This window comes from Xanthobacter wiegelii, from assembly GCF_043193855.2.
GTDB classification, from domain to species: domain Bacteria; phylum Pseudomonadota; class Alphaproteobacteria; order Rhizobiales; family Xanthobacteraceae; genus Xanthobacter; species Xanthobacter flavus_A.
Window position 1 is genome coordinate 2,026,119 of record NZ_CM195529.1, and the last position, 12,269, is coordinate 2,038,387.

11 protein-coding genes are annotated in these 12,269 nt (G+C 69.5%); 7 read left to right on the forward strand and 4 right to left on the reverse strand.

Translation table 11 applies throughout. The features are described 5' to 3' along the window. Positions 1 to 40: 40 nt before the first annotated feature. The gene (locus V5F63_RS09375; RefSeq protein ID WP_245327505.1) at positions 41 to 1,735 is read right to left on the reverse strand and encodes an ABC transporter substrate-binding protein; all 1,695 of its coding nucleotides are present in this window, start codon (positions 1,733 to 1,735) and stop codon (positions 41 to 43) included. 252 nt (positions 1,736 to 1,987) lie between these two features. Here V5F63_RS09375 and V5F63_RS09380 point away from each other — a divergent pair, with 252 nt between their 5' ends. Both V5F63_RS09380 and V5F63_RS09385 read left to right on the forward strand, forming a co-directional pair. Next, positions 1,988 to 2,695, forward strand: coding sequence for an aspartate/glutamate racemase family protein (locus V5F63_RS09380; RefSeq protein ID WP_394102252.1), 708 nt, complete (start codon positions 1,988 to 1,990; stop codon positions 2,693 to 2,695). A 137-nt stretch (positions 2,696 to 2,832) separates the two neighbouring features. After that, complete coding sequence (locus V5F63_RS09385) at positions 2,833 to 3,582, forward strand: sulfite exporter TauE/SafE family protein (RefSeq protein ID WP_394029330.1); 750 nt, start codon at positions 2,833 to 2,835, stop codon at positions 3,580 to 3,582. 17 nt (positions 3,583 to 3,599) lie between these two features. On the opposite strand, the gene V5F63_RS09390 is transcribed toward V5F63_RS09385, so the two are convergent. The 3 genes from V5F63_RS09390 to V5F63_RS09400 all read right to left on the reverse strand — a co-directional run bounded on the left by V5F63_RS09390 (position 3,600) and on the right by V5F63_RS09400 (position 7,489). Then, positions 3,600 to 4,235, reverse strand: coding sequence for a glutathione S-transferase family protein (locus V5F63_RS09390; protein WP_209488776.1), 636 nt, complete (start codon positions 4,233 to 4,235; stop codon positions 3,600 to 3,602). Between the two features lie 61 nt (positions 4,236 to 4,296). Further along, positions 4,297 to 5,649: an HlyD family type I secretion periplasmic adaptor subunit gene (locus tag V5F63_RS09395; protein WP_394102253.1), complete on the reverse strand. Its 1,353-nt coding sequence runs from the start codon at positions 5,647 to 5,649 to the stop codon at positions 4,297 to 4,299. A 7-nt stretch (positions 5,650 to 5,656) separates the two neighbouring features. Then, complete coding sequence (locus tag V5F63_RS09400) at positions 5,657 to 7,489, reverse strand: type I secretion system permease/ATPase (RefSeq protein ID WP_394102254.1); 1,833 nt, start codon at positions 7,487 to 7,489, stop codon at positions 5,657 to 5,659. 196 nt (positions 7,490 to 7,685) lie between these two features. Between V5F63_RS09400 and V5F63_RS09405 the strand changes: the two genes are divergently transcribed. The 5 genes from V5F63_RS09405 (at position 7,686) to pcaD (ending at position 12,215) form a co-directional block, all read left to right on the forward strand. Continuing rightward, positions 7,686 to 9,065: a hypothetical protein gene (locus V5F63_RS09405; RefSeq protein ID WP_394102255.1), complete on the forward strand. Its 1,380-nt coding sequence runs from the start codon at positions 7,686 to 7,688 to the stop codon at positions 9,063 to 9,065. After that, positions 8,993 to 9,745, forward strand: a complete 753-nt coding sequence (locus V5F63_RS09410; RefSeq protein ID WP_209488780.1) for an alpha/beta fold hydrolase — start codon at positions 8,993 to 8,995, stop codon at positions 9,743 to 9,745. Before V5F63_RS09405 ends, V5F63_RS09410 begins: the two co-directional genes overlap by 73 nt. Before the next feature lie 78 nt (positions 9,746 to 9,823). Continuing rightward, positions 9,824 to 10,723: a serine O-acetyltransferase gene (gene cysE, locus V5F63_RS09415; protein WP_209488781.1), complete on the forward strand. Its 900-nt coding sequence runs from the start codon at positions 9,824 to 9,826 to the stop codon at positions 10,721 to 10,723. Between the two features lie 68 nt (positions 10,724 to 10,791). Beyond that, the gene (locus V5F63_RS09420; protein WP_024279618.1) at positions 10,792 to 11,178 is read left to right on the forward strand and encodes a DUF3126 family protein; all 387 of its coding nucleotides are present in this window, start codon (positions 10,792 to 10,794) and stop codon (positions 11,176 to 11,178) included. A 263-nt stretch (positions 11,179 to 11,441) separates the two neighbouring features. Then, positions 11,442 to 12,215, forward strand: a complete 774-nt coding sequence (pcaD, locus tag V5F63_RS09425) for a 3-oxoadipate enol-lactonase (protein ID WP_394102256.1) — start codon at positions 11,442 to 11,444, stop codon at positions 12,213 to 12,215. The last annotated feature ends 54 nt before the right edge of the window (positions 12,216 to 12,269 follow it).

Sequence of the window (12,269 nt, forward strand, 5' to 3'; positions counted from 1 at the left end):
GCCCGGGACACGCTCGGGCATCCGGGCCGTTTGAGGAACTTCACTGCCCGATGGACACCGGCGAGAAGTCCACGAACCAGCTCTTGGGCTGCACGAAGCCCTTGATCTTCGGGCTCAGCGCGCGCGGACCCACGTCATGGGCGACCCACAGGAAGGCTGCATCGTCCACCGAGGCGGCGTGCAGTTCGGCGAGGGCAGCATCGCGCGCGGCAGGCTCGAAGGAGTTGCGCGCCTTCTTCACCAGCTCGTCGAACTTCGGGTTGTTGATGAAGCCCCAGTTGTTGGACACCGGCGGCGCCATGCCGGACTGGAGGAACCGCACCATGGCGAAGAACGGATCCATGGCCGCATAGGTCACGTTGGTCGCGTTCGAGCCGTTGGCGGAGGGGTCCTTGGCGCCCTTGCGCCAGTTGGTGAACAGCGTGTTCCACTCGATGACGTCGAGCTGCACGTCGAAATAGCACTCGGCGAGCGCCTGCTGCAGGTATTCGTTCATGGGCAGCGGCAGCATCTGGCCCGAGCCGGAGGCCGATGTCTGCGTCTTCACCTTCAGCTTCTTGTCGGGGCCGAAGCCGGCCTCCTTCATCAGCTTCTGTCCCTCCTTCACATCATACTTGATCTGGAAGGTGGGGCTGCCGCGCCAGGGGTGGCCGGGCTCTACGGTGCCGGTGGCCGGAGCCATGAGGCCGCCGAGCAGCCCGTCCTTCATGCCCTCCCGGTCGATGCACAGGTTCGCCGCCTTGCGGACGCGGATGTCGTTCCAGGGCGACCCCTCGATGCGCGAGAACTGCCACGGCCAGACGTGCGGCTGCTCGTTGCTCTCGATCTTGAAGCCGCGCGACTTCAGCTGTGGCAGCGCATCGGGGGCGGGCGCCTCGATCCAGTCCACCTGTCCGGCGAGGAGCGCGGCGGTGCGGGCGTTGGCCTCGGGCATGGGCAGAAGCACCATGCGGTCAGTCTTGGGGATGCGGTTCTTGTCCCAATAGACCGGGTTCTTGACCAGCTCCAGCCGCTCGCGCGGCACGAAGGCGGCCATTTTCCACGGGCCGGTGCCGGAGGCGCTGCGGGCGAAGATGGTCCAGGCCGCCGCGGCCTTCGCCTTGGCGTCGGCGCCCTCGGCGGTCTCATAGAGCTTCTGCCAGTGGGCGGGGCTCGCCATGAACAGGTTGGTGAGGTTGTAGGGCAGGAAGGAGTCCGGCTCCGAGGTGGTCAGCTCCACCGTCAAATCGTCGATCTTCTTGGCAGAGCGCAGGGTGGGCATGCGCGAGGCAGTGACGCCCACCTGGCTGGCATCAAACTGGGGTGCCTCCTTGTTGAGCACCTTGTCCACGTTCCACACCACGGCATCGGCGTTGAACGGCGAGCCGTCATGGAAGGTCACGCCGGGGCGCAGCTTGAAGGTCCATTTGGTCTTGTCGCTCTCGTCCACCTTCCACTCGGTAGCGAGGCCGGGGAGGAGGACGCTGGGCTTGGTGGCGGAGGACAGGTCCCACAGCACCAGCGCGTCATACATGGTGAGGCCGGTGAAGCGGTTGCCCTCGAAGCCCTGGTCGGGCTGGCCGAGGGTGCGCGGAATATCAGCCGCCGTCATGCCGATGCGCAGCGTGGTCTCGGCGGCGGCAAAGCCCGGTGCCAGAAGGGCCGGGGCGGTGATGGCACCCCCGGTGGCCACAAGGAAGGCGGCCGTCCGCAGGAGGCGGCGGGCAGGGCTGTTGCGCAGATCGTTGGTGAGCATCGTCGAGTCCTCTTCGGCGAGATGCCCCGGTGGCTAGCAACCCCTGTGCCACCCGACCGGAACCGGCCGCGAACCTTTGTGCCGCTAGGTAATGAGGCAAACAATTCATCTTTAAATCATCAACGATTTGTATATTTGCCTATCGATTGGGCATCCCTGGCTCATCGCATGCATTTCAGGTGGGAGACGGCCCGTGCCGCTTTTCAGTGTGGCCTGAGGATGCTTCCCTTGGTGCGGGCAGGGGAGGGGGCTGTGAAGATTCTTGTTCTGAACGCGAACACCAGCGAGGCCGTCACCGACCGGATGGTCGCGGCCCTGAGGCGCCGCGCGCCTGGGGATGTCGAACTCGCCGGCATCACCGCTACCTTCGGCCAGCCCTACGTCACAACGCGCCAATCCGCGGTGGTGGCGGGCCATGCGGCGCTTGAGGCGGTGGCGGCGGCTGTCACGAAAGAGGAAGAGGCCGGGCGCCCGCCCTTCGATGCCGCCCTCTATGCCTGCTTCGGTGAGCCGGGGCTGGAGGCCCTGCGCGCCAATTTCGCCTTTCCCTTCGCGGGTATGGCTGAGGCGAGCATCCTCGCCGCGCTCCAGCTGGGCGAACGATTCTCCATCGTGGTGCCGCACGGCGAGTGGCCTGCCATGCTGCGTGAACTGATGCGCCGCACCCATCTGGAGGGGCGCTGCGCCGGCATCGCCATGGTTCCGGGCGATGCCCTCGGCCTCTCCACGCGCCATCCCGACGGTTCCTCGGACAAGACCTGGGCCGTGGCGCGGGTGGTGGAGGAGACCATCGCGGCGCAGGCACCGGACGTGCTCATCCTCGGCGGCGCCGCCCTCGCCGGCTATGCGGCCGAGATCGAGGTCGAAGCACCCGTTCCGGTGATCGATTCCCTCGAAGCCGGCTTCGAGCAGGCGCTGGCCCTCGCGCGGCTCGGCCCATGCCGCAGGAAAAGGCGGTGAGGATCCTGCTGGAGCTTGGCCTTCAAGGGTAATTTCTGTCGTACCGGGTCCGCCGGGCTGCTATAGGCGGCGGGCCGGCGCTTGCCTGTGACCGGCGCCCGCTCCCGCGTGAGGGCGGCTGCCGCAGCGAGTTCCCCTTGATCGTCGATCCCGCCTTCTACGCCGCCGCCGTGCCTGCCACCATTCTGGTGGGCCTCTCCAAGGGCGGCTTCACCGGCCTCTCAGTGCTGGGCCAGCCCATTCTGGCACTGGTGATGTCGCCCATCCAGGCGGCCGCCATCATCCTGCCGGTGCTCATCGTGCAGGACGTGGTGAGCCTCTACGCCTATTGGCGCCGCTGGAGCCGGAGCGAATTGCTGCGCACCCTGCCCGGCGCCGTCGCCGGCATCGTGCTGGGCTATCTCCTCGCCGCCTCGGTGTCGGATGCGGCGGTGGCCTTCGGCATCGGCGTGCTCTCGGTGGTGGAGGCGGCGCGCGCTTTCCTGTCCCGCCGGCTGAAGCGCGAGCCGGGAGAGGCGGGCCCGGTCTCGGGCGCGGTGTGGAGCGCGGTCTCGGGCTTCACCAGCATGATCGCCAACGCGGGCGGGCCGCCGCTGATGATCTACCTGCTCCGGCGCTCGCTTCCCGTCCAGCAGTTCGCGGCGACGGCGACTGCCTTCTTCGCGGTGGTGAACTGGGTGAAGCTGCCCTTCTTCCTCGCGCTCGGCCAGGTCTCCTTCGAGAACCTCGCCACCTCGGCCGTGCTGTTTCCCATCGCTGTGGTGTCGACCATGGCCGGCGTCTGGCTGGTGCGGCGGGTCTCGCCGAAGCGCTTCTTCGGTTTCGTCTATACGATCCTCGCCGTGGTCGGCCTGAAGCTCATCTACGACGGGCTGACGCACTTCTGAGAGGCGCCCCGCCTGCTTTAGGTCAATGGCGTCGGCATGAGCCCCTGAACCGCCGGCCGGGCCTTCAGCCGTCCGTACCAAGCGGCGAGGTTGGGCAGGTCCGGCCGCTCCAGCCCGGTGCCCTCCAGCGGCAGGTTGAACCAGCGGTGGGCGCAGCAGGCGAGGGGGATGTCCGCGACGGTGAGGGCCTCGCCCACCAGGAATGCGCGGCCGGCCAGCGCCGTGTCCACGAGCGCCAGCGCCGCACCGAGGTTCGCGAAGGCCGGAGCGACAGCCTTGATATCCCGCTTCTCCGGTGCCGTGCGAACGATGCCCCACGTCAGCGCGCTCAGTGGCGCGGCCACTGTCCCGAGCTGGAAGTCCATCCAGCGTCCGGCCTCGGCCTGCGCGCGCGGATCGGCGGGCATCAGCGTGCCGAGCCCGTGGCGGGTGGCGAGGTAGCGCACGATGGCGTTGGATTCCCACAGCACGAAGCCGTCATCCTCGATCACCGGCACCCGGCCCACCGGGTTCATGGCGCGGAACGCGGGCGTATCCACCACCCCGAAGGCGCCGCCCGCCTCGATCCGCTCGAAGGGTAGACCGAGCTCCTGGAGGGTCCAGATCACCTTCTCCACATTCACCGAATTGATGCGGCCCCAGACCTTCAGCATGGTCGTGTCCTGTCGTCGTTCGCGGCTCTTCTAGTCCGGTTGGCGTCACCGCGCGAGGGCGTCAGCGCTCGGTGAAGGAGCGGGCCATGGCGTCCGAGAGGGGGCGCAGCAGATAGCTCAGCACCGTGCGCGAGCCGGTATGGAAGGCGACTTCCGCATCCATGCCCGGCTGGAGCCGGCCGCGCAGGTCGGCGGGAACATCCGTTTCGTCCACCCCCACGCGGGCGAGGAAGTAGGGCTGGTGGGTGGTCTCGTCCACCAGCCGGTCGCGGGACACCGAGCCGAGATGGCCGAGCACCATGGGGGTGGTGCGGCCGTGGAAGGCGGGAAAGCGCACCTCCACCGCCTGATGAAGATCGAGGCGGTCGATGTCCTGCACGGGCACGCGCGCCTCCACCACCAGGGGGGCGTCCAGGGGCACGATCTCCAGCAGCGTGTCGCCGGGGCGCACGACGGCGCCCACCGTGTAGATGCGCGGATTGATGTTCTGCACGATGCCGCCGCTCGGAGCGCGGATCTCGATGCGCTCCAGCACGCTGCGGGTGACCTGCACTTTCTCCTTCAGCTCCGCGAGCTTTTCGCGCACCTCAAGCAACTGGGAGCCGACATCCTCGGCCCGCTGCTGGCTGAGCTGGACCATCTGCATCTTCTGCTCGCCGATGGAGCCCCGCGCCTTGGCCTCGTCGGCGATGTTGCGGCCGACGAGGCCCTCGAGGCGCGCCTTCTCCCGTTCCAGCGATGAGACGCGGGACTTGTTGACGAGGCGCTTGCGCTCCAGCTCGCGCACGGCGGTCAGCTCGTCCTCGATGAAATCGAGCTGCTGGCGGGCAGACGCGCGTTCCTGCGCGAGGCCCTCCAGTTCGTGGCCGAGCTGGACGATGCGGCCGTTCAATATGTCGATCTGGCTCTGGAAGGCGGCGCGGCGGTCGCGGAACTGGGCGATCTGGTCGGCCATGGCCTCGCGCACGGCTGGCACGCGGGCGAGATCCATCAACTCCGGCGGGAAGGTGATCGTCGGGGCGTCGTCCCGCTCGGCGACGAGACGGGCCTCCAGCGCCAGAGCGGCGCGGCGCTGGGCCAGGGCGGCCTCGTCGTTGGCCCGCGACTGGGTGGGGTCGAGCCGGAACAGCACGGCGTCGCGGACCACCCTCTGCCCCTCCTGCACCAGAATGGCAGCGACGATGCCGCCCTCCAGGTGCTGAACCACCTGCCGCTTGCTCTCCACGCCGATGACGCCGGGCGCCACCACGGCACCGTCGACGCGCGCCGTCGCCGCCCATCCGCCAAGGCCAAGGAAGGTGACGGCGATCAGCGCGTAGCCGACGAGCGCGACGCTGCGATAGCCCGAGGGCGGCCGCGGCGCGGTGCCGATGACGGGACGCTCAGTCAAAGCGGGTGCGGCGGGAAAGGTCACGGGCGCCTCACGGCTGGTTCGCCGGATCGCCGGACGGTGCGGGGCGCGTGGCCCCGAGGCCGGCGACGGATTTTCGCACCCGGACAGAGGGCGCGGCGGGCGCCGGCGAGGGCGCCGCCCCGGCCGGGGCGCCTTGAGCCGCCTCTGCGACGCGTTTCATCACCTCGTCGCGCGGGCCGAAGGCGAGGGCGACGCCGTCCTTCAGGGCCAGCACGAGGTCGCACTGGGCGAGGGCGGCCGGCCGGTGGGTGATGAGCACCACCGTGCGGCGCGCCGCCTTCAATTGCTTCAGCGCCTCGGTCAGCGCGGCCTCGCCGGCCGGGTCGAGGCTCGCGTTGGGCTCGTCGAGCACGATCAGCGCCGGCAGGCCGAAGACCGCCCGCGCGAGGCCGATGCGCTGGCGCTGCCCGCCGGACAGGGCGAGGCCGCCGTCGCCGATCTCGGTATTGTAGCCCTGCGGGAGCTGCTGGATCATTTCGTGGACCCCGGCCAGCCGCGCCGCCGCCACGACGGCCTCCGACTCGGCCGTCGTGAAGCGGGCGATGTTCTCGGCGATGGTGCCGGCGAACAGCTCCACGTCCTGCGGCAGGTAGCCCACATGGCGGCCGAGCTGCTCCTCGTCCCAGTGGGCAAGGTCGGAGCCGTCGAGCCGCACCGCGCCGGAGGCGGCCGGCCATACGCCGACCAGCGCCCGCGCAAGGGTGGATTTCCCCGCCGCCGTCGGCCCGATGACGCCGAGCACGCTGCCGGCATCGAGGCGGAACGACACTTGGCGCAGCACCGCGGCCTCGCGGCCCGGTGCCCGCACGAACAGGTTCTCCACGCTCACCGCGCCCGAGGGCTCGGGCAGGCGCAGCCGTTCGGCGGGGGGCGGGGCGGCGCGCAGCAGCAGCTGGATGCGGCCATAGGCGGTGCGCATGTTCACCACCGATTTCCAGTTGCTCACCGCCTGCTCGATGGGCTGGATGCAGCGGCCCACGAGGATGGAGCCGGCGATGATCATGCCGGGCGAGATCTGCTTCTGAATGGCAAGCCACGCGCCCAGCCCAAGCACGATGCTCTGCACCAGCGCCCGGTTGAACTTGGTGATGCCGATGAGGAGCGCCCCCCGGTCGCCCGCCCGGCTCTGCCAGCCCATGGCGGCCTCGTGCGCCTCACTCCAGCGCGCGCGCAGGGCTTTCGACATGCCCATGGCCTTGAGCACTTCCGCATTGCGCAGGGTGGCCGTGGCAAGAGCATTCGCCTTGATGCCGGCGCGGCTCGCCTCGGCGAGGCTCTGTCGGGTCGCGCGGTTGTTGAGCACGGCGAGAAAGCCGGAGAACAGGCAGCTCGCCACCGCCAGCACGCCATAATAGGGGTGCAGCAGCGTGGCGCAGATCATGTAGATGGGCACCCACGGCACGTCGCACAGAGCGGCGAGGCCGGCGCCGGCGTAGAAATCGCGCACGGTGTCGAGATCGCGCAGGGCCTGGGCCTGTCCGTTGCCCGGCGCGCGCAGCGCCATGCGGCGCACGGCGTCGAACACGTCCGCCGCTACCTTGGTATCGAAGGCGATGCCGGCCCGCTCCAGCAGGCGCGAGCGCAGCCCCTCCAGCGCCGCCCACACCAGATAGAGGAAGCCGGTGATGAGGGTGAGCAGCACCAGCGTCTCGATGCTGCGGCTGCCGAGCACCCGGTCGTAGACCTGCATCATGTAGATGGAGGCGTTGAGGCCGAGCAGGTTGATGAAGAAGCTGAACACCACGACGCTCACGAAGGCCGGCCGGATCGTCCTCAGAGCCTGGTCCAGTGCCGTCGGCGCGCCCGCGGCGGCTGGTTCTCTCGATCCCGTAACGCTCATGCCCCGGCGTCTCCGGCCCGGCTTCGGGCCTGTGCTCGTCTCGCGCGCGACGGCGCTCCTCCCTTGTATGCGGGCGAAGCGGCCGGCGGAAGCCGCGCAGCGACACGGCGCGACGGCAATCTGCCGTATGCTTGCGGCAGGTGGACGTCTTCGACTTCGCCACAATGCGGTGCGAAGATGACGGCACGGAAAGACCATGGCCCGCATCTTCGCCTTCCTCGTCGTCTTCATCTCGCTGCTCGGCGCGGCGCCCTGGCTCGTGCCCGTGGCGAAGGAGAGCGCGAAGCTCATCGCCGCGCGGGATGACCCCGCCGCGCTCGCCGACCTCGGCCTTCAGGGCTTCAGCGGGGCGGACGCGGCGCGCGCCATCGAGGCGGCATTGGCGGAGGACGATGCGGCCCTCGCCACCTCCTATCTCGCGCTGGCCGACGCCCGGCACCTCGAAGTCCCGGCCGATCTGCGCGCGCGGGTGGAAACGGCCAACGGCGCGGCGGCGCAGGCGCTCCACTCCGCCAAGGCGTTCGGCATGGGCTTCGTCACCGGCCAGCCGACCGATCTCGCGGGTCTTGCCGGCGCGGCGACCAGCGACCTCATGGTCTGGGGCGACATCCGCGATGCCGGCCGCGAGGGCCTGAAGATCGCGCGCGGCGAGGAGCCGGACCAGCTGATTCTCGGCCTGTCCGCCGTGGGCATCGCGGTGACCGCCGGCACCTATGCCACCGTGGGCGCGAGCCTGCCGGTGCGCATGGGCATTTCCCTGGTGAAGGCGGCGAAGCGCACCGGCCGCCTCTCCGCCGGGCTGCTGCGCAGCTTCACCCGTGCCGCTCGGGAAAGCGTGGACTTCATCGCCCTGCGCCGCCTCCTCTCCGGCTCGGCGGCGGTAGATGGAGCGGCGGTTAAGAGCGTGGTGCGCACCGATCGTGTCGCCACCCTCACGCGCATGCTGGACGACACCGCGCGGGTACAGGCCAAGGCTGGCACCCGCGCCGCGCTGGAGGGCCTCAAAGTGGCGGAAGGCGGCCGCGATCTCTCCCGCGTCGCCCGCCTCGCCGATGCCAAGGGCGCGCAGACGCTGGCCATCCTGAAGACGCTGGGGCGCGGCGCCATCGCCATCACCAGCCTGCTGTTCCACCTCATCTGGTGGGCTTTTCTGGCGGCCTTCTACCTCTTCGCTCTCGTATCGAGCTTCAATTCCTTCTGCGTCGCCTGCGCCCGGCGGACATGGCGGCCCAAGCGGCGCAAGAACAGCGTCCCGCGTAACGTCCCCCGCGCGCCGACCCTCGCGCCGGTGGCGGAACGCACCGTTCCGGCCGCCAGCGCCGGCGATGTCATCGCCGCCGCGACGCGGGACGTGCTCGCGGCCACGGAAGCGGTGCGTGCGCTTGGACGGGAGCAAGGAGCGGGCGGGGAGTTGGCAGGCGGGGAGGGACCTTCTAGTTTCCCGGCCCGCGCGCCCGAGCGGCGCGAGGCTCCCCCGCTTGTCGTTCCCCGCGAAGGTCCCTCATGCCCCATTTCTCCTCCGATGGCGTCGATATCGCCTATCTCGATCAGGGTGCCGGCGAGCCGGTCCTCCTGATCCACGGCTTCGCCTCCACCAAGGAGATCAACTGGGTCGGTCCCTCCTGGACGAAGACGCTCTCCGAGGCCGGCTACCGCGTGATCGCCTTCGACCATCGCGGTCACGGGGAATCCGAAAAGCTCTACGATCCCGCGCTCTACGACACGCGCCTGATGGCGGAGGACGCCCACCGCCTGATCCGACACCTCGGCCTCGAGCGGGCGGACGTAATCGGATACTCCATGGGCGCCCGCGTCGCCGCCCAGATGGCGCTCCACTTCCCCCACGCCGTACGCTCGGCGATCTTCGGCGGGCTGGGCATCCATCTGGTGGAAGGCGCGGGCCTGCCGCAGACGGTGGCGGACGCGCTGGAGGCGCCCAGCCTCGATGACGTGAAGGACGCCATGGGCCGCATGTTCCGCGCCTTCGCCGATGCCAACAAGGCGGACCTCAAGGCGCTCGCCGCCTGCATCCGGGGGTCCCGGCAGGTGCTGACGCGGGAGGAGGTGGGCCGCATCTACCAGCCGGTGATGGTGGCCATCGGCACCCGCGACACGGTTGCGGGCGCCGCCGCGCCGCTCGTGGCCCTGCTGCCGGACGGCACCCAGCTCGACATCCCGAACCGCGACCACAATCCCGCCGTGGGGGACAAGGTGTTCAAGCAGGGCGCTCTCGACTTCCTGAAGGCCCGCCCCTGACGCCGGCCGGCGGGAACCTCTCGCCTTGCCGCAGCATGTGCTAGAACAGGGGCAAGTCTGATCCCCGAGGAGGCAGAGATGCCGCAAGTGCCGATGGTTTCGCCCCTGCCGGTTTCGTCCGCGCCGGACATTGCCGCGCCGCGCGTCACGCGCCTTGGCACCGAGCGCTGGCACGACGTGGTGGACCCGGTCTGGGCGCGCCTGCGCAACGAGGCCGAGGAGGCCGCCGAGCGCGAGCCTCTGCTCGCCGGCTTCTTCACCAGCGCCATCCTCGGCCAGCCGAGCCTGGAAGCCGTGATCGGCGAGCGCATCGCCGCCCGTCTCGGCGACACCGATCTGCCGGGCTCAGCCATCCGCGCCGCCTGGCTCGATGCGGTCGCCCGCGACAAGGACATCTCCCAGGCCCTGCGCGCAGACGTGATGGCGGTGGTGGACCGCGATCCCGCCGCCGACCGCACGCTGGAGCCGGTGCTGTATTTCAAGGGCTTCCACGCCATCCAGTCGCACCGGCTGGCCCATTCCCTGTGGAACAACGGGCACAAGGATTTCGCGCTCTATCTCCAGAGCCGGGCCTCTTCCGTCTTCGCCGTGGACATCCATCCGCAGGTACCGATCGGGCGGGGCGTGTTCTTTGACCATGCGACCGGTATCGTCATCGGCGCGACGGCGGTGATCGAGGATGACGTTTCCATCCTCCAGGGCGTCACGCTCGGCGGCACCGGCAAGGAGAGCGGCGACCGCCATCCCAAGATCCGCCGCGGCGTGCTCATCGGCGCCGGGGCCAAGGTGCTGGGCAACATCGAGGTGGGCCGCTGCGCCCGCGTCGCCGCCGGCTCGGTGGTGCTGAAGCCGGTGCCGCGCAACTCAACCGTGGCCGGGATCCCGGCCAAGGTTGTGGGCGAGGCCGGCTGCGCCGAGCCCTCGCGCTCCATGGACCAGATGTTCGAGGACAACATCTGGTCCGGTGCGGACATCTGACCCGGCCGGCTTGAACGCGCGCCCGATGGCGGCCATAAGGCGGCCATCCGCTCTCAGGAGGACACCCCTTGGACAAGACCGAGATCGAGCAGGTGCAGCGTTATATGCGGAACCTCTTCAACAATCCGCAGATCAACGTGGCGGCCCGCGCGAAGCCGAAGGGCAGCGCCGAGGTGTTCCTCGGCGAGGAAGCCATCGGCACTCTGGACAAGGACGAGGAGGACGGCGAGCTTTCCTACCATTTCCGCATGCCGGTTCTGGATAAGGACGCTCCGAGCTACCTCCGCACCAAGTTCGGCAATCCGAAGTTCAAGGTGGTTGCCTTCGCGAAGTCGAAGGACACGGCCGAGGTCTATCTCGGCGATGATGCCATCGGCACCCTCACCAAGGACGAGGAAAAGGGGAAGGCCACGCAGAACTTTCGCATGGCCATCTTCGAGACCGATCTGGAGTGAGCGCGCGGTAAGGGTTTCTCCCTCGAACCGTCCACGTCCCTTTTCCCTCGCTCTCCCCTTCTGCCGCCGTCGCCCTCCGGCTCGACCGGAGGGCCATGGTCTGGCCCGGCGCCGGTGCGGGAGGAGAGGTGGGTCCTCCGGTCGAGCCGGAGGACGACGGTCGGCTACAGCCCGCTCCGGCGGTCACACTTTCCACCATACGCTTGCGCCTTCCCCTGAACGCGCTACACCTCTGGCATACTGAATCCGGAGGGGAGGGCGCCGTGGCGCTGCTGGAGGTTTCGGGCGAGCGGTTCAGGGTGGAGGTGACCGGGCCGGTGGGCGCGCCGCCGCTCATTCTCTCCCACTCCCTCGGCTGCACGCTCGGCATGTGGGACGAGGTGGTGCCCCTGTTCCCCGGCCGCCGCCTCATCCGCTACGACGCCCGGGGCCATGGCGAGAGCGCCGCGCCGGATCAGGTCTATGCCATGGGCGATCTCGGCCGGGATGTGCTGGCCATCATGGACCGCCTCAGTCTCTCCACCGCCGATTTCTGCGGCCTGTCGCTCGGCGGCATGGTGGGCCAGTGGCTGGCGCTGAACGCGCCGCAGCGCCTCACCCGCCTTGTGATCGCCAACACCACCGCCCATGCCGGGCCGGCGCGTTTCTGGGATCATCGCATCAAGGCGGTGCGCAAGGACGGAACCGGGCCGATTGCCGATTCCGTCATCGACAGCTGGTTCACGCCGCAGTTCAAGGCCCAGCGTCCGGCGCGGGTGGCGGAGGTCCGCGCCATGGTCACGGGCACGAACCCCGCCGGCTACATGGGCACCAGCGCCGCCATGCGCGATATGGATTTCCGCGCCGACCTTCCGCGCATCGCCACGCAGACGCTGGTCATCGTCTCGGATGGCGACCGCTCCACGCCGCCGGCCTGGGGCGAGACCATCGCGGGCGCCATTCCCGGCGCGAAGCTGGCGCGGCTGCCCGGCGGGCATCTCTCCGCCATCGAGCAGCCTGAGGCTTTCGCGCGGACCGCTTCTGCATTCCTGGGATAGCCGCGCGCCTGCGCCGCGCCCGCCGGGCGTGACATCGCACGGCGCTTGTGGAAG

Excerpts from the sequence above, each read along its gene's own strand:
- V5F63_RS09400 (WP_394102254.1), bottom strand. The coding sequence starts at position 7,489 with ATGAGCGTTACGGGATCGAGAGAACCAGCCGCCGCGGGCGCGCCGACG.
- V5F63_RS09390 (WP_209488776.1), bottom strand. The coding sequence starts at position 4,235 with ATGCTGAAGGTCTGGGGCCGCATCAATTCGGTGAATGTGGAGAAGGTG.
- V5F63_RS09375 (WP_245327505.1), bottom strand. The coding sequence starts at position 1,735 with ATGCTCACCAACGATCTGCGCAACAGCCCTGCCCGCCGCCTCCTGCGG.
- V5F63_RS09405 (WP_394102255.1), top strand. The coding sequence starts at position 7,686 with ATGGCCCGCATCTTCGCCTTCCTCGTCGTCTTCATCTCGCTGCTCGGC.
- V5F63_RS09410 (WP_209488780.1), top strand. The coding sequence starts at position 8,993 with ATGCCCCATTTCTCCTCCGATGGCGTCGATATCGCCTATCTCGATCAG.
- cysE (WP_209488781.1), top strand. The coding sequence starts at position 9,824 with ATGCCGCAAGTGCCGATGGTTTCGCCCCTGCCGGTTTCGTCCGCGCCG.